This is a genomic window from Streptomyces sp. NPDC037100 (genome assembly GCF_055606225.1).
Map to the genome: position 1 here is coordinate 73418 of NZ_JBVJSX010000006.1, position 21493 is coordinate 94910.

General features: G+C 74.9%; 12 protein-coding genes. All 12 read left to right on the forward strand.

All coding sequences use genetic code 11. The annotated features are described in order from the left end of the window. The first annotated feature begins 35 nt into the window (after positions 1-35). Positions 36-299 carry an acyl carrier protein gene (locus ACZ7EG_RS20670; protein WP_471080605.1) on the forward strand — a complete coding sequence of 88 codons (264 nt, stop codon included), beginning with the start codon at positions 36-38 and terminating at the stop codon, positions 297-299. Beyond that, the gene (locus tag ACZ7EG_RS20675; RefSeq protein WP_471080608.1) at positions 296-1552 is read left to right on the forward strand and encodes a beta-ketoacyl-[acyl-carrier-protein] synthase family protein; all 1257 of its coding nucleotides are present in this window, start codon (positions 296-298) and stop codon (positions 1550-1552) included. Before ACZ7EG_RS20670 ends, ACZ7EG_RS20675 begins: the two co-directional genes overlap by 4 nt. Positions 1553-1589: 37 nt before the next feature. Next, a complete protein-coding gene (locus tag ACZ7EG_RS20680; protein ID WP_471080611.1) occupies positions 1590-2684 on the forward strand; it encodes a beta-ketoacyl synthase N-terminal-like domain-containing protein in 1095 nt (364 codons plus the stop codon). A gap of 108 nt (positions 2685-2792) precedes the next feature. After that, positions 2793-3536 (forward strand): 3-oxoacyl-ACP reductase FabG, encoded by a 744-nt coding sequence (fabG, locus tag ACZ7EG_RS20685; protein ID WP_471080613.1) that lies wholly within the window; start codon positions 2793-2795, stop codon positions 3534-3536. A 28-nt stretch (positions 3537-3564) separates the two neighbouring features. Continuing rightward, complete coding sequence (locus ACZ7EG_RS20690) at positions 3565-4284, forward strand: DsbA family protein (RefSeq protein WP_471080616.1); 720 nt, start codon at positions 3565-3567, stop codon at positions 4282-4284. After that, entirely contained in the window at positions 4281-5735 is a 1455-nt protein-coding gene (locus ACZ7EG_RS20695) for a condensation domain-containing protein (RefSeq protein WP_471080619.1), read from the forward strand. Before ACZ7EG_RS20690 ends, ACZ7EG_RS20695 begins: the two co-directional genes overlap by 4 nt. Next, positions 5732-6967, forward strand: a complete 1236-nt coding sequence (locus tag ACZ7EG_RS20700; protein ID WP_471080622.1) for an FAD-dependent monooxygenase — start codon at positions 5732-5734, stop codon at positions 6965-6967. The genes ACZ7EG_RS20695 and ACZ7EG_RS20700 overlap by 4 nt, the downstream gene beginning before the upstream one ends. Positions 6968-7150: 183 nt before the next feature. Continuing rightward, the gene (locus tag ACZ7EG_RS20705) at positions 7151-7360 is read left to right on the forward strand and encodes an MbtH family protein (protein WP_425576637.1); all 210 of its coding nucleotides are present in this window, start codon (positions 7151-7153) and stop codon (positions 7358-7360) included. A gap of 32 nt (positions 7361-7392) precedes the next feature. Then, positions 7393-12513: an amino acid adenylation domain-containing protein gene (locus tag ACZ7EG_RS20710; protein WP_471080625.1), complete on the forward strand. Its 5121-nt coding sequence runs from the start codon at positions 7393-7395 to the stop codon at positions 12511-12513. Continuing rightward, positions 12510-18968, forward strand: a complete 6459-nt coding sequence (locus tag ACZ7EG_RS20715) for an amino acid adenylation domain-containing protein (RefSeq protein ID WP_471080628.1) — start codon at positions 12510-12512, stop codon at positions 18966-18968. Before ACZ7EG_RS20710 ends, ACZ7EG_RS20715 begins: the two co-directional genes overlap by 4 nt. Positions 18969-18981: 13 nt before the next feature. Then, a complete protein-coding gene (locus tag ACZ7EG_RS20720) occupies positions 18982-19953 on the forward strand; it encodes an ornithine carbamoyltransferase (protein ID WP_471080631.1) in 972 nt (323 codons plus the stop codon). A gap of 47 nt (positions 19954-20000) precedes the next feature. Next, positions 20001-21368 (forward strand): MFS transporter, encoded by a 1368-nt coding sequence (locus tag ACZ7EG_RS20725; RefSeq protein ID WP_471080634.1) that lies wholly within the window; start codon positions 20001-20003, stop codon positions 21366-21368. Positions 21369-21493 lie beyond the last annotated feature (125 nt).

Below are 21493 nucleotides of genomic sequence, written 5' to 3' on the forward strand. Positions count from 1 at the left end.
CCCGCGCGGCCGACACCGATGCACGGAGGCACCCGATGACCACTCAGCTCCCTGCCCTGGACGACGGGCAGCAGGCGGAGATCAAGGAGATCGTCTGCGACATCCTCGAGCTGGAACTCGACGAGGTCACCGACGTCAGTCTGTTCAAGGAGGAGCACGACGCCGACTCGCTGCGCACCATCGAGATCCTCTCCTCCCTGGAGCGGACCTTCGGCATCGCCCTGACGCAGTCCGAGCTCAGCCGGATGGTCAACCTCGCCGGCGTCTACGCCGTGGTCGCCGAGGCGCAGGTCAAGTGAGCGGGGTCGCGACGCCGGGCCGCGGCGGGCGCGGCGCCCGGCACCGGGTGGTCGTCACCGGCCTCGGCGTGGTGACGAGCATCGGTACCGGTGTCGACGCCTTCGCCGCCGGCCTGCGGGCCGGCCGCAGCGGCGCGAAACCGATCGGTGCCTTCGACACCACCGGCTTCGCGTACTCCAACGCCTGCGAGATCACCGACTTCGACGCGGCGGCCTGGCTGGCCGCCCAGTCCCCGGACGACCTGGGCCGGGCCGCGCAGTTCGCGGTCGCCGCGAGCCGGATGGCGGTCGCCGACGCGGGCCTGACCGCACAGCAGGTGCGCGAGGTGCGCTCGCTGGTCTCGGTCGGCACCACCGACGGCGAGTCCCGCGACCTCGACCACCTCACCGCGCTCCAGGTCGCCGAGGGCGAGGACGCCCTCGACGAGGCGGCGGCCCGTCGGGTGTGGCCCGGCCGGCTGTCGGCCGGCATCGTCCGCGAACTCGGCCTGGAGGACGTGGAGACCGTCACGGTGCCCACCGCCTGCGCGGCCGGCAACTACGCGGTCGGCTACGGCTACGACGCGATCAGCTCCGGAGACGTCGAGATGGCGCTGTGCGGCGGCGCGGACGCGCTGTGCCGCAAGACCTTCACCGGCTTCTACCGGCTCGGCACCATCGCACCCGACGTGTGCCGTCCCTTCGACGCCGACCGGCAGGGCATCCTGACCGGCGAGGGCTCCGGAATCCTGCTGATGGAGTCGCTGGAGTCCGCGCTCGCCCGCGGCGCCCGGATCTACGCCGAGGTACTCGGCTACGGCCTGTCCTGCGACGCCAGCCACCCGGTCGCCCCGGACCGGGACTCCATCGCCCGCTGCATCACCGCGGCGCACCGCAACGCCGGCATCGAGGCCACGGACGTCGACTTCATCTCCGCGCACGGCACCGGCACCAGGGCCAACGACGTGACCGAGGTCGGCGCGATCCGGCAGGTGTTCGGCGACACCCTGCCGCGCACGGTCTCCATCAAGTCGATGATCGGCCACACCATGGGCGCCGCCAGCGCCCTCGCCTCCGCGGCCTGCGCGCTGGCACTGCGGGACGGCTTCATCCCCCCGACGATCAACCACCGCTCGACCGACCCCGAGTGCGCGGTCGACTGCGTGCCCAACGAGGCGGTCGAGGCGGAGCTGAGGGTCGTGCAGAACAACGGACTCGCCTTCGGCGGCAACAACGCCGTCCTGGTCCTCGGCAAGTGGGAGCAGGCGGCGTGAGAGCCGGCGGCCGCAATCGTGAGAGGAGTTGACGAGCATGGCGCTCCAGGCCAACGCAGCCGCGCCCCGGCTGGCGATATCCGGCTGGGCCGTGTCCTCGCCGTACGGACTGGGCAGGAAGGGCTTCACCGAGGGCCTCAAATCCGGGCTGCGGGCTGTCGCGCCGGTGGACGCGGCCACCTGGCCGGTCCCCTACCCGGAGGCCGGGCTGATCCCCGGCTTCGACGTCAGGGCCGTCCTCGGCCGCAAGGGCACCCGTTCCATGGACCGGGTCACCGGCATCGCGGCCACCACGGTCGGCATGCTCCTCGACGAGTACGGCACCCGCCTCGCCGCCGACCCGGAGCGCACCGGCCTGGTGCTCGGCACCTCCGGCAGCGTCCAGTCGATCATGGATTTCACCCGGGACGCGCTCACCGGCGACAAGCCCTACCTCGTCGACCCGGCACGCTTCCCCAACACCGTCATGAACTGCCCCGCCGGGGCCAGTGCCATCCGGCACACCCTCAAGGGCCCCAACGTCACCGTCTCCGGCGGCGCCACCACCGCCCTCCTCGCCCTCCAGTACGCCTCCCGGCTGCTGCGGGGCGGACACGGCACGGCGCTGCTGGCCGGCGCGGCCGAGGAGTTCTCCGTACAGCGGGCCCGGCTGGAACGGGTCGCCGACCACGACGGCGCCGAACCGCAGCCGCTCGGCGAGGGCGCCGCGCTCTTCCTCCTGGAGGAGGCGTCGTCCGCCCACGAGGGGGGCCGGCCCGTGCTCGCCTCGGTCCTCGGCTCCCGTTTCCGTGCCTTCCAGGACAAGGGCCGGGCCGGAGCGGCGCTGGAACGCTGCGTCGCCGACGTCCTGGCCGACGCGGACGCCGCCCCCGACGACGTCGAACTGATCGTGCCCGGCAACCCGCCCGGCCAGCTCGGCAAGCAGGAGGAGTCCGCCCTCGACGGGCTGACCGGCAACCGGCTCCCGGTGCGCTCCCTGGTCGGCGACGCCGGCGCGGCCTCCGCCGCCTTCCAGCTCGCCGCCGCGCTGGCCGAGGCGGAGAGCGACCCGAGCCTGGGGGACAGACTCGCCCTGATCACCGCGGCCGACCGCGACGGCACCGTCGGCGCACTGCTGCTGCGGCTCGCCTGAGACACCCGCGGCCGACCGCGACGGCACCCTCGGCGCGCTGCTGCTGCGGCTCGCCTGAGACACCACCCGCGGCCACCCGTCCCGTCACCGAGGAAAGAGGCACGTCACATGTCCGACACACCGAGGCCGGTCGCCCTGGTCACCGGCGGTTCGCGCGGGATCGGGCGGGCCGTCGTGGAGACCCTCGCCCGCGACGGTCATGACGTCGCGCTGTGCTACCAGTCGAACGAGGAGGCGGCCGCGCTCGCCGCCAAGTCCGCCGCCGCGCACGGCGCCCGCACCCTCGCCCGCCGCGTCGACGTGACGGACCGGGCCGCCGTGGCCGCGTTCGCTGCCGAGACCGAGGAGCTGCTCGGACCGGTCGACGTGGTGGTCACCGCGGCCGGGATCGTCCGCGACGGCCACCTGGCGATGATGGCCGACGAGGACTGGGACGCCGTGCTGCGCACCAACCTCGACGGCACCTACAACGTCGTCCGCACGCTCGCCTTCCCCATGCTCAAGCGCCGCCGCGGCACCGTCGTCACGCTCTCCTCGGTCGCCGCCGCGGGGCACGCCACCCAGACCAACTACTCCGCGTCCAAGGCCGGGATCATCGGCTTTACCGCGGCCTTCGCCAAGGAGGCCGGACGCTCCGGCATCCGCGCCAACGCCGTCGCCCCCGGCTTCATCAGCACCGACATGACCGGCGGCCTCTCCGAGAAGCACACCAAGGAGATGACCCGCCGCATCCCGCTGGGCCGCTTCGGCGAACCCCAGGAGGTCGCGGAACTGGTGTCCTTCCTGGCCGGCGACCGCGCCGCCTACATCACCGGACAGGTCTTCGCCGTCGACGGCGGACTGGTCGTCTGAGAACCTCATCCGCCCAAGGGAGTCAGCCATGCCACGCGCCGCCCGGCCGCCGCGGTTCTACTTCAGCCTGCGCAGCCCCTACAACTTCTTCGCGTTGCGCGAGCTGCGCGAGAACCACCCCGGCCTGCTCGACCGGCTGGAGTGGCGGCCCTTCTGGGAGCCCGACGAGACCAGCCGGAAGCTGCTGGCCGAGGCGGGCGCCGAGTTCCCCTACGTCCCGATGTCCCGCGCCAAGCAGTTCTACATCCTGCGGGACGTGCGCCGGCTCGCCGCGGCCCGCGGGCTCACCCTGACCTGGCCGGTGGACGCCGACCCGTGGTGGGAGCCCGCGCACCTGACGTGGTTCCTCGCCGAGCGCCGGGGCCTGGGCCGGGCGTGGGTGGAGCGGGCGGGCCGGGCCCGCTGGCTGGAGGGCCGTGACCTCTGCGACCCGGCCACCGTGCGTGAACTGGCCGTCTCCATCGGCCTGGACGCCGAGGAGGCCGGCGCCGTCACCGACGACCCGGAGATCCGGGCGCAGGGCGTCAAGGCCCTGGTGGACGTGGACCGCGACGGTGTGTTCGGGGTGCCGTACTTCATCCACGGCTCGGAGCCGTTCTGGGGCCTGGACCGGGTCGCCGACTTCGCGGCGACCTTCCCCGAGCACGCCCCGGCACCCCCCGCGGAGAACCGCGAGCCCGCCGAGCCCGGCACCGCCCTCGTCGGCGGCCCCGCCTCCGACCTGAGCCACGCGGGAGGCTGCGGATGACTTCCGCCGTGCGGGCCCTGCCGCTGACCTCGATCCAGGAGGCGATGTGGACCGCGTACCGCATCGCCCCGGACAGCGCCGCCTACAACATCGTGATGCCGCTGCGGCTGAGCGGCCGGGTCGACCCCGCCGCCATGGACGCCGCTGTCACCTCGGTCGGCGAACGCCAGGAACTGCTGCGCTCCGTCTTCGCCGAACACGGCGGACGCCCGGTCCGTATCGCCTCCGACGCACCCGTCGTACGGCTGGAACTGCGGGACCTCGCCGGAATCGACGAGGACGGGCTGCTGCGCGCCGTCGAGGAGGCCGGGGCCCGGCCGTTCCGGCTGGAGTCGGGGACCTTCCGGGTGGTGCTGCTGCGCCGCGCCGACGACGACTGGGCGCTGGTCACCTCCGCCCACCACATCGTCAGCGACTTCACCTCCCGGTGGCTGCTGGTCCGTGACGTCCTCGTCGCCTATGCGGCCCACGCCGCCGGCACCGCCCCCGACTGGCGCCCGTTGAAGGGCTCGTACACCGAGCACGCGGAGGCGGAGCTGGCCCACACCGCCTCCGAGGCCGGGTTGCGGGCCGCCGCCGCCTGGCGGGAGTCGGTCGCCGGATCGGCCCCGGCCGAACTGCCGCTGGACCGGCCACGCCCCCGGGTGCGCTCGCTGCGCGGCGACACCGTCGTCCGGCGGCTCGCCCCCGAGGCCGCCGACGGGATCGGCGCGGCGGCGGGCGCGGCGGGCGTGACACCCTTCGCGTACCTGCTCGCCGTGTTCCAGTCGCTGACCCACCGCTGGACCGGGCAGGACGACTTCCTGCTCGGGGTGCCCGCCTCCAGCCGCTCCGGCCGCGGTCAGCGGGACGTGATCGGCTGCTTCCTCAACACCATCCCGGTGCGAGCCGAGTTCGGGCCCGGCGTCACCTTCCGGGACGCCGCCGCGCAGGCCGGCGAGCGGATCATGCGGGGCATGCTGGGCGTGCGCTACCCGTGCGGCCTGGCCTTCCCGCAGGCCACCCTGTTCCGCGCCGCGCTGTTCCTGGTCCACATGGACCGCATGGAACCGCCGGTGCCCAACGTGCCCCCGGGCCAGGCGGTCGGCCGTGCCATCCCGTACGCCGGGCTCGACATCGCCCTGATCGACGTGCCGCAGCAGGAGGGCCAGCTGGACCTGCTGCTGCGGATCGAGCAGACCCCCGAGGGCGTGACCGCGGTCTTCTCCTACGACACCGACGTCCTGGACCGGACGACCGTCGAGCGGTTCGCGGACGGCTACGAGCGGATGCTCACGGCCGCCGTACGGGACCCGGACGCCCGGATCACCGATGTCGAACTGGCCGCCGACGCCGACCTGGACGCCGTGCTCGCCCTCGGCTCCGGCGAGACCGGCGCCTTCGACGACTTCAACTCCTTCAACTCCTTCAACTCCTTCGACTCCTTCGAGAAGGCATGGGACCACCGATGACCACCACCACGATCGCGGTGATCGGCGCGGGCATCGGCGGACTCGCCGCCGCCGCAGCCCTGCACCGCCGCGGCATCGACGTCCACGTCTACGAGCGGGGCGACACCCTGCGCGAACAGGGCGTCGGCATGCACCTCGGCCCCAACGGCACCCGGCTGCTGACCCGCATGGGCCTGGCCGGGCAGCTCGCCCGGAAGGCGGTGCGGCCCGAGGCGCTGGAGGTCCGCGCCTTCCACGACGGCTCCACGGTGGCGCGGCAGGAGATGGGCGCCGCCTGGGAGGAGCGGTTCGGAGCCCCCTACCTGACGGTGCACCGCGGCGACCTGCACCGGATGCTGGCCTCGCTGCTGCCCGCCGAACGTGTGCACACCGGGCGCGAGCTGACCGGCTACGAGGAGGGCGCCAAGGGCGTCACGCTCCGGTTCGCGGGCGGCGCGGTCACCCGGGCTTCCGCGCTGATCGGCGCGGACGGCGTGCACTCCCTGGTCCGCCGTCGGCTGGCCGGGCCCGAGCGGCCCGTGTACTCCGGCAACTGCGCGCTGCGGGGCCTGGTGGACGCGGCCGCGCTCCCGGACCTCGACCCCGCGCTGATGTACATGTTCGCGGGCCCCGCCGGGCGCGTACTGCTCTACCCGGTCCGTGGCGGACGGCAGTTCACCTATGTCGCCGTCGCCCCGGCGCCCGAGGGGCTCGACGAGTCCTGGACGAGCGCGGCCGGGCCCGCCGACCTCGACGCGACGCTGGCCGGATGGGCGCCGCAGGTGCGGGCCCTCGTCGGCGCGGCGCGGGAGGTGCGCCGCTGGGCGCTGTACGACCGGGCGCCGCTGGAGCGGTGGAGCACCGCGCGCACCACGCTGCTCGGCGACGCGGCCCACCCGATGCTCCCGCACCACGGACAGGGAGCCAACCAGGCCATCGAGGACGCGGTGGCCCTCGCGATCTGCCTCAAGGAGGAGGCATCGGGAGCCGCGGGCATCGCCGCCGCGCTCCGCCGCTATGAAGCGACCCGCCGGCCGCACACGACCCGTGTGCAGTTGGGTTCACGGGACGGACGGCCCACCACAGAGAAGAGGAACCCCTCCATGAACAACAACCGCGACAACACCGGCAACAACAACCGCAACGTCAACAACCAGGCCGCGGACGTGGCGTGGATCCTCGCCAACGACGTCGAGGCCAACCTGAACGACAACAACGTCAACAACGACAACTGGCACAGCAACGCCGCCTGATCGCTGGTCAGCGAAGAATCGACGGCATCCACGAGCCCCCGGCGTCCCTCGGCGCCGGGGGCTCGCCCCTGTCCACGGCGTCTCAGCGGAGCGTATAGGCGGCCGATAAATGCCCGATAGCGCTGCGTTCAACCATGGGCCCACATCTCACCGCGCAGAAGGGACACCTCCATGGCTGAACACATGAGCGACGAAAGTGTGTACCGCGTCGTGCTCAACGACGAGGAGCAGTACTCGATCTGGTGGGCCGACCGCGCCCTGCCCGCCGGCTGGCACGCCGAGGGCACCGAGGGCAGCCGCGCGGAGTGCCTGGAGCGCATCAACACCCTGTGGACCGACATGCGCCCGCTGAGCCTGCGCCGCCGTATGGCCGAGGCCGGCGCCGGCAGCTGATCCGCACCGCCGATCCCGATGGAGGAGAGATCGTGAACGAGCCTGCGAAGTCGGGACGCGTCCCCGGCCATCTGCTGATACTCCCGCTGTTCCGGGCCCAGGCCGCCCGCACCCCGGCCGCACCCGCCGTCGTCCGCGCCGACGGCACCGCCGTCACCTATGCCGAACTGGCCGCGCTCGCGGACCGGTTCGCGGCCGGGCTGCGGTCGGCAGGGGTGCGTCCCGGCGACTTCGTCGGGGTGTGCCTGCGCCGCGGCCCGGAGCTGGTCGCCGCGTTCCTCGGCGTCTGGCTCGCGGGCGCCGCGTACGTGCCGATGGACCCGCGCCACCCGGCGGCCCGCCTGGCGGCGGTCCTCGCGGACACCGGGGACCCGGTCGTCCTCGCCGAGCGGGCCACCGCGGACAGCCTGCCCGGCACCGTCCGCACGCTGACCGTCGAGGGCATCCAGGACATCCAGGGCACCGAGAGCGCCGAGGGCGAACTGCATCACGAGGGAGTGCAGTTCGCGGTCGACGCCGACCGGCCCGCCTACGTTCTGCACACCTCCGGCTCCACCGGCCGTCCCAAGGGCGTGCTCGTTCCGCACGGCGGAATCGCCAACCGGGTGCGCTGGCTGGCACACCGGCACCGGGTGGGCGCGGACGACCGGATGCTGCTGAAGACGACCGTCGGCTTCGACGCCGCCGGCCTCGAACTGTTCTCCCCGCTGATCGCGGGCGGCTCCGTGGTGCTCGCCCCCGAGGGCGCCGAGCGCGACCCGGCCGCCCTGCTGCGGGCCGTCATCGACGGCGGCGTGACGATCCTGCAGGGCGTGCCGTCCGTCTACCGTCGCCTCGTCGAGGAACCCGGCTGGGAACGCGCCGGCGCCCTGCGCCTGCTCTTCAGCGCCGGAGAGCCGCTCCACGCAGAGCTGTGCCGTGCCCTGCACGACCGGGTGCCCGGGGCGGAGATCTGGAACACCTACGGGCCCACCGAGGCGTCCGTCGACATCACCGAGCACCGCTGGGACCCGGCGCAGGACACCGGCGCCGTGCCGATCGGGCGGCCCATCGGCAACATGCGCGTCCTCGTCCTGGACCGGGCCGGGCGCCCGGTGCCCGTCGGCGTCCCCGGCGAACTGCACGCGGGCGGCGTCGGTCTCGCCCTCGGCTACCTCGGCCGCCCCGACCAGAGCGCCGAACGCTTCGTGCCCGACCCGCACCGGGCGGGCGCCCGCCTCTACCGCACCGGCGACCGGGCGCGCTGGCGGGCCGACGGCGTCCTGGAGTACCTCGGCCGCCTGGACCACCAGGTCAAGGTCAACGGCGTCCGGATCGAGCCCGGCGAAGTCGAGGCCGCGCTCGCCGCCCACCCGTGGGTGCGGGCCGCCGTCGCCGCCGGTGTGCCCGACGGCCGCGGAGGACAACGGCTGGTCGCCTGGGTGCAGTCGCGCGGAGAGCCGCTCGGCCCGCAGGAGCTGCGCGCCTTCCTGCGCCACTCGCTGCCGGAGCCGCTGGTGCCGACCGCCTACGTGCCGGTCACCGAGTTCCCGCTCACCCCCAACGGCAAGATCGACCGCTCCGCGCTGCCCGACCCGGCAGACGCCGCCGCCGAGACCCCGCACATCCCGGTCCGCACCCCCGCCGAGCGGGTCGTCGCCGAGGAGTGGATGCGGCTGACCGGCACCCCGGCCGCCGAGATCGGCGCCAACCACGACTTCTTCCAGCTCGGCGGGTCCTCGCTGATGCTCAACCGGCTCGCGGCCGGCCTGTCCCGGGCCGCCGGACGGCACCTCCCGGCGACCGCGCTGCTGACCGCCACCACCGTGGAGCAGCAGGCCGCGCTGCTCACCGCCGGTCGGGCGGCGGACGACACCGCCCTGCCCACGGCGCAGTCCGTGACCCCGGTCGTCCGCGACCCGCACGGCCTGCCGCTTTCACCCGGCCAGCAGAGCATGTGGCTGCTGGACCGGCTGCGCCCCGGCAGCGCCGAGTGGAACGCGCCGGTCTTCCTCACCCTGCCCGCCGAGTACGACGACACGGTCGTACGCGAGGCGCTCAGCGCGCTCGCCGCCCGCCACGAGATCCTGCGCACCCGCTACCTGCTGCGCGGCACCGAGCCGGTGCAGCTCGCCGACCTGCCGGCCGAGTGGGACGTCCGCTTCGCCCGCGCCGACACCGCGGACGAGCTGAACGCGCTGGTGGAGGCCGAGTTCGCCGTCCCCTTCGACCTGGTGCGGGGCCCGGTGCGCCGGGCCCTCGCGGTGCGCGGCCGGGGCACGCTGACCCTGCTGCTGAGCATTCACCACATCGCCTGCGACGGCTGGACCTCCGTGGTCCTGGAGCGCGACCTCAAGGCGCTCGCCGAGGCCTTGCACACCGGCACCGACGCGCACCTGCCCGCCCTGCCCGTCCAGTACGCCGACCACGCCGTCCACCGGCGCGCCCGGCTGACCGACACCTTCCTCATGTCCGAACTCGCCCACTGGAAGGACACCCTGGACGGCATCACGCCGGTCGACCTGCCCGCCGACCGGCCCCGCCCGGCCACCCGGGACGCGGCCGGCGCCGCGCACGTCTTCACCGTGCCGGCCCCGCTCGCCGAGCGGGTCGCCGCGCTCGGCCGCAGCTGCGGGGCCACCTTGCAGCAGACCCTGCTGACCGCGTTCGCCGCGCTGGTGGCCCGGTTCAGCGGCAGCTGGGACGTCCCGGTCGGGGTGCCGGTCGCCGGACGGCACGGCGACGAGGTCGCCGAGGTGGCGGGCTACTTCCTCAACACGCTGGTGCTGCGCTGCGACGCGCCTGCCGGTACACCGTTCAGGGAGGCGCTGGTCCGGGTCCGCGACACCGCCCGTACGGCCTTCGCCCACCAGGAGCTGCCGTTCGACCGGCTGGTGGCGGAGCTGGACGACACCCGCGACCCGGCCCGGACCCCGCTCTACCAGGTGATGTTCGACGTCCACGAGGAGGGCCGCACCGGCACCGCGGTCGACGCCGGTGACGTGGCCGCCTTCCGTGGGGCCTGGCGCACCGCCCGCACCGACCTGACCTTCGTGCTCCAGCGCTGCGCCGACGGCTCGCTGCTCGGCCTCGCCGAGTACGCCACCGCCCTGTTCGACGCGGCCACCGTCGAGCGGCTGGCCGACTGCTGGATCCGGCTGCTGGAGTCGGTCACCGCCGACCCGGACCGCCGGCTGGCCGACGTCGACCTGCTGCCCCCGCCGCTCCGCGCCGAGCTGCTGGGCCGCGGTCCCGGCCGGCCGGAGCCCGGCACGGTCACCGGACCCGAGCAGACCGTCGACGCGGCGATCGCCGCGGCGGCCCGGCGCGCACCGCAGGACACCGCGATCGTGTGCGGCGGCGAGAGGTGGACGTACGAGCGGCTGGAGCGCCGGGCAGAGGCGTTCGCCGCCCGGCTGCGGGCCGCGGGCGCCGGCGAGGGCTCGGTGGTCGCCGTACTGCTCGGCCGCACCCCCGACCTGGTCGCCGCGTTCCTCGGCGCCTGGCGGGCGGGCGCCGCCTACGTGCCGCTGGACCCGGCCGCCCCGGACGAGCGCACCGCGCACGTCCTGGCGGACGCGGCGGCGACGGTCCTGGTCACCGACGGCACGCACGCCGCGCGGCTCACGGGCCGCTTCGAAGGCCGGGTCCTGGACGTGGGCGCGGTCGCGGTCGCGGAGACCACGGCGACCGCCGCCGGTACGCGGCCCGCGCAGCCCGTCCCGGCCGTCGCCGCCGGTACGCGGCCCGCGCAGCCCGTCCCGGCCGTCGCCGACGATCCCTCCCGCCTCGCCTACCTCATGTACACCTCGGGCTCCACCGGGCGGCCCAAGGGCGTCGCCGTCGAGCACGGCTCGCTGCTCACCATGCTGCGCGCCTCCCAGGCCCATCTGGACTTCGGCCAGGGCCCGGACGACGCCTGGCTGGCGCTGGCCCAGGTCACCTTCGACATCTCCTGCACCGAACTGTTCATGCCGCTCATCGCCGGGGGCCGCCTGGTGCTCGCCCGGGAACAGGAGCAACGCGACCACGCGGCCCAGCTGCGGCTGATCGACGAACACGAGGTCAGCCACCTCCAGGTCGCCCCGACCCACTGGCAGCTGCTGCTGGACGCGGGGCTCGGCCGCCGTCCGATCGTCGGCCAGACCGGCGGCGAACCCTGCCCGCCCGCGCTGGCCCGCGAACTCTCGCGCCGCCTGATGCGGTTCATCAACGAGTACGGGCTGACCGAGACCACCATCGCCGCCACCCGCTGGGACGCCGACGACACCGCCACCGGTGTGCCCGTCGGCCGCCCCTACCCGCACGTGACGGCGTACGTCCTCGACGACCGTCTCCAGCCCGTGCCGTACGGCGTCACCGGCGAACTGTGCGTCGGCGGCGACGGACTCGCCCGCGGCTACCACGGCCGGCCCGGCCTGACCGCCGCCGCCTTCGTGCCCGACCCGTACGGCCCCGCCGGGGCACGGCTGTACCGCACCGGCGACCGGGCCCGGATGCGGCCCGACGGCACCCTGGAGTTCGCGGGCCGCGCCGACGGCCAGGTCAAGATCCGTGGTCGCAGGGTGGAGACCGGCGAGGTGCAGGGCGTTCTCGCCGAGCACCCGGCCGTCGCCCAGGCGTACGTCACCGTGCACGGCTCCGGGCCCGAGGCCGCCCTGGTCGGCTACTGGACGCCCGCCTCGGACGCCGAGCCGGCCACCGACGGCCAACTGCTCGACCACTGCGCCCGTCGGCTGCCCGACTACATGCTGCCCGCCTTGCTGGTGGGCCTGGAACGGCTGCCGCTGACCCGGCACAACAAGGTCGACACCGCCGCGCTGCCCGTGCCCGACCTGGCCGCCGCGCTCGCCGACGAGCCGTACAGCGCGCCCGAGGGACCGGTCGAGGAGGCCCTCGCCGCGATCTGGTCCGAGGTGCTGTTCGGCGACCGGGCCGCCCGGCCGGTCGGGGCCCGCCAGGGCTTCTTCCGCATCGGCGGCAACTCGGTCCGCGCGACCCGGGTGATCGCCCGGGTCCAGGAGGAGTTCGACGTCGAGCTGCCGCTGAGCGCCGTCTTCGAGCGGCCCACCGTGCGGGGCCTCGCCACCGCCGTGGAAGAGGCCGTACGCGCCGAGATCGAATCGCTCACCGAGGCCGAACTGGCCCTCGCCCACCGGGAGTACCAGCCGTGACCGCACCCACCGCACCGAACCGGGAAGAGCTGGCGGCCGAACTGCTGCGCCGCCGGCTGGCCGCCCGCGCCGGAGGCCGCCGCGCGGTCCCGGCCGCAATACCCCGCGCCGACCGCTCAAAGCCCCTCGTCCTCTCCGCCGGACAGCGCAGCCTGTGGTTCCTGCACCAGCTCGACCCGGACAGCCCCGAGTACCTGCTGCCGATGGTGTACCGGCTGCGCGGCGCCCTCGACACCGGCGCCCTGCGCCGCGCCTTCGACACGCTGGCCGCCCGCCACGAGATCCTGCGCACCCGGTACGTCCTCGACGGCACCGACCCCCGCCAGGTGATCGACCCGGCCGGCCCGGCGGACTTCGCCGTCGTCCAGGGCGGCGACGGCGAAGGCGACGCCGACGGCCGAGCCGTCGCCTTCGCGGAGGAACAGGCCTCCCGGCCCATCGACCTCGCGGCCGAACAGCCGCTGCGCGTAAGGCTGCTGCGGCTCGCCGCCGACGACCACGTGCTGGTCGCGGTGGTGCACCACATCGCCTGCGACGCGATGACCAGACCGCTGCTGCTGTCCGACCTCTCGGCCCTCTACACGGCCGCCGTCGAGGGCCGCGACCCGGAGGGTGCACTGCCCGAGCCGGCCATCCAGTACGCCGACTACGCGGCGTGGTCCACCGAGCGGGACAGCTCACCGGCCGCGGCCGCCGACCTGGCCTGGTGGCGACAGCGGCTGGCCGGGCTGGCCCCGCTCGGGCTGCCCACCGACCGGCCCCGGCCCGCCGTCCGCGACGGCGGCGGCGCCATGACGCGCTTCGAGGTGCCCGCACCGGTCGCGGAGAGCCTGCGCGGACTCGCCCGGGACGAGGGCGCCACGACTTTCATGGTCCTGCTCGGTGCCTGGCAGCTGCTGCTCGGCCGCTACGCCGGCACCACCGACGTGTGCGTCGGCACCGCCTCCTCCGGCCGTACCCGGCCCGAGCTGCGCCAGATGGCCGGCTACGTCTACAACACCCTGGCGCTGCGCGCCGCCTGGCGGCCCGGGACGCCGTTCCGCCGCTTCCTCGCCGACATCCGTACGGCCGTACCGGCCGCCTTCGACCACCAGGGCACCCCCTTCGACCGGATCGCCGACGAGGTGGAGCCGGAGCGGGACCTGTCCACCACCCCCGTTTTCCAGGTCATGTTCGACCTCGTTTCCGGCGAGGGCGGCCCCGAGGCCCCCGAGCTGCCCGGCGTGACCGTCGCGCCCGTACCGGCCGAGAGCCGCGTCTCCCGCTTCGACCTCACCCTGCACCTGGCCGAACGGCCGGACGGCACCCTGCACGGCAGCCTGGAGTACGCCACCGCGCTCTTCGACGCGTCCACCGCCGAGCGGATCACCCGCCACTACCGGACCCTGCTCGCGGCGATCGCCCGGGCCCCCGGCACCCCCGTCGCCGACCTCGACCTCCTGGACGCCGCCGAGCGCGCCCTGCTCCTCGACGGCCCGGCCGCCCCCGTGGGCACCGGCCGCCCGCTCGAGCTCGCCACCTTGCGCCCGGTCTTCGAGACGATCGCCGCGCAGATGGCGGCCACGCCGGAGGCGCCCGCACTGCGGCACGCCGGCACCACCGTCACCTACGCCGAACTCGACGCCCGAGCCGACCGGTTCGCCCGCCGCCTCACCGAGCTGGGGGCCGGTCCCGAGGCCGTCGTCGCCGTCCTCCTCGACCGCGGCCCCGACCTGGTCGCCGCGCTGCTGGGCATCTGGCGGGCGGGCGCCGCCTACCTCCCGGTCGATCCGGCCCACCCGGACGACCGCGTCGCCCACATGCTGGCGGAGACCGCGACCGCCCTGGCCGTCACCGAGACCCGGTACACCGGCCGCCTGACCGGCGTCCGCACGGTCGTCGTCGACGACCCCGCCGAACGGGCCGCGCTGGAGACGGCCGTCGCCGAACTGCCCGCCGCCCACGACCTGGACCGGCTCGCCTACGTCATCTACACCTCCGGCTCCACCGGGCGACCCAAGGGCGTCCTGATCAGCCACCGCGGCCTCGCCAACTACCTGGGCTGGACGGTCCAGGCGTACGCGAGCGCGGGCACCGGGGGAGCGCCGCTGTTCTCCTCCATCGCCTTCGACCTGGGCGTGCCCGACCTGTACACGCCGCTGATGACCGGGCAGCCGGTGCACCTGCTGCCGCAGGACTTCGACACCGCCGACCTCGGCGACCTGCTCGCGGCAGACGGGCCGTACGCCTTCATCAAGCTCACGCCCGGTCATCTCAACCTGCTGACAGAGCAGTTGAGTCCGAAACAGGTGCGCGGCCTGGCCGGACTCGTCATCGCCGCCGGTGACTCCTTCACCGCCCGGCTCGCCGAGCGGTGGGCGACGGCGGCGGGTGAGGGCGGCACCCGGCTGGCCGCCGAGTACGGGCCCACCGAGATCACCGTCGGCAACTCCGCCTATTTCCTCGAAGGACCGGTACCCACCGAGCTGGTCCCCATCGGCCGGGCCGTCCCGCACACCACGATGTACGTCCTGGACGACCGGCTGCGCCCGCTTCCCACCGGCGTCCCCGGCGAGGTGTGGATCGGCGGCACCGGACTGGCACGCGGGTACGCCGGCCGGCCCGACCTGACCGCCGAGCGGTTCGTGCCCGACCCCTACGGCCCGCCCGGCAGCCGCCTCTACCGCTCCGGCGACCTGGCCCGGGTGCTGCCCGACGGCAACCTCGACTTCCTCGCCCGCGTCGACCACCAGGTCAAACTACGCGGCTACCGCATCGAGTTGGGAGAGATAGAGACCGCGCTCACCGCGCACCCGGCCGTCGCCGAGGCCGTCGCGATCGTCCGCGAGGACACCCCCGGCGACAAGCAGCTCGTCGCCTACCTCGTACCGGCCCCCGGCACCGGCGCCGATGACCTCGACCCGGCCGGCCTGCGCGGACACCTCGGTGCGTCGCTGCCGCCGTACATGCTGCCCTCCGCCTACCTCACCCTGGACGCGCTGCCGCTGACCGGCAACGGCAAGCTCGACCGGCGCGCGCTGCCCGCCCCCGGCCGCGCCGCCAGGGCCGTCGGCGCGCACGTCGAGGCCCGCACCGAGGCCGAGCGGGCCATGACCGCCGTATGGGCGCGGGTGCTCGGCCTGGACACCGTCGGGGTGCGCGACAACTTCTTCGACCTGGGCGGCGACTCGCTGCGCGCGGTCGGACTGGTCGGGGCGCTGCGCGCGGCCGGCTGGGAGACCAGCGTCCGGGACGTCTTCGAGCACCGGACCGTCGAACGCCTGGCAGCGGCCGTCGCCCGCACCGGCGCCCCGGCCCCCGGCGCACCCCGGACCGTCGCACGGTTCGCGCTGATCGACGCCGCCGACCGGGCCGATCTGCCCGCCGACGTCACCGACGCCTACCCGGTCTCGCGCATCCAGGCCGGGATGCTCGTCGAGATGCACGGCGGCAGCGGCGAGAACCGTTACCACAACATCACCTCCTTCCGGATCCGCGACGAACTCCCCTTCGACCCGGCCGCGTTCCAGCGGGCCGCCGACCTGATCGTCGAGCGGCACGAGGTGATGCGCACCTCCTTCGCCCTGGCCGGGTACTCCCAGCCGCTCCAGCTGGTGCACGCCGCCGCCCGCATGCCCGTCGTCCACGAGGACCTGCGTCACCTCCCCGAGGACGCCCGGCAGCAGGCGCTGTGGGACTTCGCCGACCGGGACCGGGCCGAGCTGTTCGACCTGACCCGGGCACCGCTGATGCGGATGGCCGTGCACCTCCTGGACGACGAGAGCTGGTGGCTGTCGATCACCGAGTGCCACCCCGTCATCGAGGGCTGGAGCTACCACTCCCAGCTGATGGAGATGCTCCGCGCCTACCGCGCCCTGCGCACCGGCGGCGAGCCCGACCCCGCGCCGCCCGCGCCCGCCGTCCGCTACGCCGACTTCATCGCCGGTGAGCTGCGCGCCCTCGACGACCCGGCCGACCAGGAGTTCTGGCGCGGGATCGTCGAGGGACACGACAAGTTCACCGTGCCGCCCGGCTGGGCGGGCGACCCCGCGGGACCCGACGAGCGCTACCGCATCGACCTGCCGCTGACCGACCTGGAACCCGGCCTGCGCGCCCTGGCGACCGCCGCCGAGGTGCCGTACAAGAGCGTGCTGCACGCCGCGCACAGCAAGGTGCTGTCGCTGCTGACCCGCTCCGCCGCCTTCCGCGGCGGTATGGTCGCCGACGCCCGGCCCGAGGAGGCCGGCGCCGAGACCGTCTCCGGCATGTACCTCAACTCGGTGCCCTTCCCCTACGAGCGGACCGCCCGCACCTGGGGCGAACTGGCCCGGCAGGTCTTCGCGCACGAGGTCGCGCTGTGGCCGCACCGCCGCTACCCGATGCCCGCGATGCGGGTGCCCGGCGGCGAGACCCACCTGATCGACGTGCTCTTCCACTACCTGGACTTCCACCAGGTCGACACCGAGCTGATCGACATCATGGCCAGCCGCGACGACAGCCCCAACGAGTTCCCCGTCGTCGTCGGCACCCCCGTCCGCGGTCACCTCTCCCTCGCGTCCCGCACCCGCACCCTCTCCCGGTCCGCCGCCGACCGGCTGGCCGGGCTGTACCGCGCGGTGCTCACCGAGATGGCCCGCGCGGGCGCCGACGGCGACAGCACGGGCGCCTTCCCCGACCGTTACGAAAGCGCCCGCCTCAAGGCGCCCGCCCTGCCGCACCCCGAAACCCCGGCCGACGTCCTCGGCGCCTTCGAGGCGCAGGCCGCCCGCACACCGGCGGCCACCGCCCTGCACGGAGAGGACTTCCGCCTCTCCTACGGCGAGCTCGACGCCCGCGCCAACCGGATCGCCCGCCGGCTGCTCGCCCTCGGGGCCGGCGCCGAGACCCGGGTGGCGGTGCTGCTCGACCGCGGCCCGGACCTCGTCGCCGCCCTGCTCGGCGTGTGGAAGGCGGGCGCCGTGCAGGTGCCCCTCGACCCGTGCGCGCCGGACGCCCGGCACGCCGGGACCGCGCCGCGGATCGCCGTCACCCAGCGCTCGTACCTCTCCCGGCTGCCCGCCGCGGACGTGCTGCTCGCCGAGGAAGCCGCCCGCGAGGGCGACGGCTCGCCGCTCGGCCTGCGGCACGACCCGGACCGGCTCGCCTACGTCCTGCACACCTCCGGCTCCACCGGCACCCCCAAGGCCGTCGAGGTCTCCCACCGGGCTCTCGCGCACTACCTCGACTGGGCCGTACGGCAGTACACCGAGGCCGGCCACGGCGGAGCGCCCTGGTTCACCCCGGCCGGCTTCGACCTCGGGATGCCCGCGCTGTACGCGCCGCTGATGACCGGGCAGCCGGTACGGGTGCTGCCGCAGAAGTACGGCACGGCCGAGTTCGGGCCGCTGCTGCTGCGCGGGGCGCCGTACGCGTTCGTCGGCCTGACGCCGGGCCATCTGGCGCTGCTGGAACACCAGCTGACCGACCGGGAACTGGCCGGGCTGGCCGGGCTCGCGGTCTGCGCCGGGGACGCCTACCCCACCGCGCAGGCCGACCGGGTCGCCGCCCGGATCCGCGCCGGCGGCGGGGGCATGGCCCTCGGCGCCGAGTACGGGCCCACCGAGGCCACCGTCGCCGCCACCTACGGCCCCGTGCGCGCCCGGTCCGCGCGGGCCCTGGTCCCGCTCGGCGCCCCGCTGCCCGGCGTCCTGGTCCGCGTCCTCGACGCGGAGCTGCGGCCCGTGCCCGACGGCGTCACCGGCGAGGTGTTCCTCGGCGGCGACGGACTCGCCCGCGGCTACGGCGGCCGTCCCGACCTGACCGCGCTCGCCTTCGGGCCCGACCCGTACGGACTGCCCGGCAGCCGCCTCTACCGCACCGGCGACCTGGCCCGGCGACTGCCGGGCGGACTCCTGGAGTTCGCGGGCCGCACCGACGGCCAGGTCAAGATCCGCGGCCACCGGGTGGAGCCCGGCGAGGCCGAGGCCGCCCTCACCGCCGACCCGGCCGTACGGGAAGCGCTGGTCACGGCCGTCCCGGCCGCCGACGGCGGGAAGCGGCTCGCCGCCTGGGTGGTGCCCGCCGAGGGCCGCACCGTTGAGGTCGCCGCGCTCCGGGACCGGCTGCGCACCCTCCTGCCCGCCGCGCTGGTCCCGGCCGTCGTCGGTGTCGTCGCCGCCCTGCCGCTCACCCCCCACGGCAAACGCGACCGGGCCGCCGTCGTGGCCCGCGAGGCGACCGGCGCGGGCGCGGCACCGTACGCGCCACCGCGCACCGCCACCGAACGGCGGCTCGCCGCGGTCTGGGCCGAAGTGCTCGGCCTCGAACGGGTCGGCGTCGACGACGACTTCCGGGAACTGGGCGGCGACTCGCTGCTCGTGCCGCCGCTGCTGGTCGCCGCCCGCCGCGCGGGCCTCGCCCTCGACCTGGCCACGGTCCTGCGCCACCACACCGTCGCGCGGCTCGCCGCCGCCCTGGACCACTCCGCAACCAGCTAGGGAAGGCTGAACCATGGAAGTCCCCCGCCACGTGCGCCACCTCATCTCCGTCGACGACCTCACCGACCACGAACTGCACCGCGTCGTCGCACGCGGCGCCGCGTTCTCCGCCGGCCTCGCCGACCCGGCCCGCCCGCTGGACGGCCTGGTCACCGGCGTCTACTTCGCCAAGACCTCCACCCGCACCCGGACCGCCTTCTCCTCCGGCGCGCTGCGCCTGGGCGCATCCCTCGTCTCCTACGGGCCCGGCGACCTCCAGCTCAACACCGGCGAGACCACCGAGGACACCGGCCGGGTGCTGTCCGGCATGCTCGACGTGCTGGTGGCCCGCACCGCGGGACCGGAGGAGGAACTGCGCGGCTGGGCGAGCCAGCACCGGATGGCCGTCGTCAACGCCATGAGCTCCGAGGAACACCCCACCCAGGCGCTGACCGACCTGACCACCCTGCTGCGGCACTTCGGCCGCATCGACGGCCTGCGCATCCTCTACGCAGGCGAGGGCAACAACACCGCGGCGGCCCTCGCCCTGGCCCTCAGCCGCTACCCGGGCGTCCACCTCGACCTGCGCACCCCGCCCGGCTACGGGCTCACCTCGTCCGTCACCGCGCGGGCCGCGGCCCACGCCGCGCGCAGCGGCGCCCGGATCACCGAGCGGCACGACATGGCCGCCCTCCCGGGGGCGTACGACGTCATCTACACCACCCGCTGGCAGACCACCGGCACCAGCAAGCCGGACGCGGACTGGCGGGAGATCTTCGCGCCGTTCCAGGTCGGCCCCTGGCTGTGGGACGGCTCGCCCCGCGCCGTCTTCATGCACGACCTGCCGGCCCACCGCGGCGAGGAGGTCACGGCGGACGTCCTGGACGGCCCGGCGAGCATCGCCTTCGCGCAGGCCACCAACAAGATGCACAGCGCCATGGCGGTCCTGGAGCACGCGTGCGCCCCACTGACGGCCCGGGTGCCCCAAAGCGCAGCCGCCCGGTGAGCGGCACCACGGGTCCGGCCACGGACCCCTCGGAGGTGCCGTGGCTGATGACGGAGGAGACGCGCGACGGGAGCGGGAGCGGGGTGGGTACGGTCGACGAGGTGCCCGAGCCGACACCGGGGACCGCACCGGAGCCGGCGCCCGCCGAGTCCGCGCCCCGCCTGCCGCTGCGCCGCAACCGGGACTTCACCCTGCTGTGGGGCGGCGCCGGGCTGTCGCTGCTGGCCGGGCGGGCGACCGCCGTGGCGTATCCGCTGACCGTGCTGTGGGCCACCGGATCGCCGGGGGACGCCGGACTGGTCGGTACCGCGCTGCTGCTGCCCATGCTGCTGATGCAGCTGCCGGGCGGGGTGCTCGTCGACCGCTACGACCGGCGTCGCATCATGATCGGCGCCGGGCTCGGCCAGGCGCTGATCGCCGTCGTGGTGACCACGCTGCTGCTCAGCGGACGCACCTGGCTGTGGGCGCTGCTGGTCGCCGCGTTCGCCGAGGGCGCCCTCGGCGTGCTGCACCAGCTCGCCGAACGGGCGGCCGTGCCGGCCGTCGTCCCCCGCGAGCAGCTGCCCGCCGCGCTCACCGGCAACGAGGCCCGCACGCGCGGTGCCGCCATCGCCGGACAGCCGCTGGGCAGCGGACTCGTCGCGCTCGGCGCCTCGCTGCCCTACGCGGCCGCCGCCGTCAGCCAACTGGCCTCCGTCATCTGCCTGTTCGGAGTGCGAGGCAAGCTCCAGCAGAAACGCACCGGACAGCCGGCCCGGCTCGGCACCGAGATCCGCGAGGGCCTGGTGTGGATGTGGCGGCAGCCCTTCCTGCGGGCCGTGATGACCGCCGTCGCCGTCACCAACGTCCTCTTCCAGGGCCTCAACCTGGCCGTGATGGCGGGCATCCAGGAACGGCACGGCACCCCCTTCGAAGTCGGCCTGGTGCTCTCGCTCAGCGGCGCCGGCGGGCTTGTCGGCGCGATCACCGGCGGCTGGTGGAGCACCCGGTTCCCGCTGCGCACCCTGGTCCTGGGCGGACTGCTCGCCTGGACCGCCTTCATGGTCCCGGTGGCCGCCGCCTTGAACACCCCCGTCCTGCTCGGCGCCCTGTTCGCGGCGAGCGGCTACGTCGGCGGCGTCTTCAACGTCGCCGGCGGGGTCCTCCTCGTCCGGGCCGCGCCCGACCAGCTGCGCGGTCGCGCCAACTCCCTCGCCAACCTGGTGGGTTCGGGCGCCATGGCGGCCGGGCCGGTCGCCGCCGGCTTCCTCCTGGAGTCCACGGACGCCCTGCGCACCGCCCTCGCCCTCAGTGCCGTCATGGCGCTCACGGCACTGGTGGCGCTGGCCTCGCCCGGCCTGCGCAAGGCGCCGTTCCCCGAGCCGGGGGACACCCCCGCCGACGGCCCCGGGAACACCGCCCGAAAGCGCCCCTGAAACCGCCCGGAAACCGGCCCTGACCTGCCGGTTTCCGGTATAGGTCGCCGATAGGGACGTACGCGAGAGTCGTAGCACGCAAAGCAACCGGGCCACCGGCGCGCGATGTGGCCCGACACACCCCG

Coding starts and splice junctions, on each gene's coding strand:
- ACZ7EG_RS20670 (WP_471080605.1), top strand. CDS start 36: ATGACCACTCAGCTCCCTGCCCTGGACGACGGGCAGCAGGCGGAGATC.
- ACZ7EG_RS20680 (WP_471080611.1), top strand. CDS start 1,590: ATGGCGCTCCAGGCCAACGCAGCCGCGCCCCGGCTGGCGATATCCGGC.
- fabG (WP_471080613.1), top strand. CDS start 2,793: ATGTCCGACACACCGAGGCCGGTCGCCCTGGTCACCGGCGGTTCGCGC.
- ACZ7EG_RS20690 (WP_471080616.1), top strand. CDS start 3,565: ATGCCACGCGCCGCCCGGCCGCCGCGGTTCTACTTCAGCCTGCGCAGC.
- ACZ7EG_RS20695 (WP_471080619.1), top strand. CDS start 4,281: ATGACTTCCGCCGTGCGGGCCCTGCCGCTGACCTCGATCCAGGAGGCG.
- ACZ7EG_RS20700 (WP_471080622.1), top strand. CDS start 5,732: ATGACCACCACCACGATCGCGGTGATCGGCGCGGGCATCGGCGGACTC.
- ACZ7EG_RS20705 (WP_425576637.1), top strand. CDS start 7,151: ATGAGCGACGAAAGTGTGTACCGCGTCGTGCTCAACGACGAGGAGCAG.
- ACZ7EG_RS20720 (WP_471080631.1), top strand. CDS start 18,982: ATGGAAGTCCCCCGCCACGTGCGCCACCTCATCTCCGTCGACGACCTC.
- ACZ7EG_RS20725 (WP_471080634.1), top strand. CDS start 20,001: ATGACGGAGGAGACGCGCGACGGGAGCGGGAGCGGGGTGGGTACGGTC.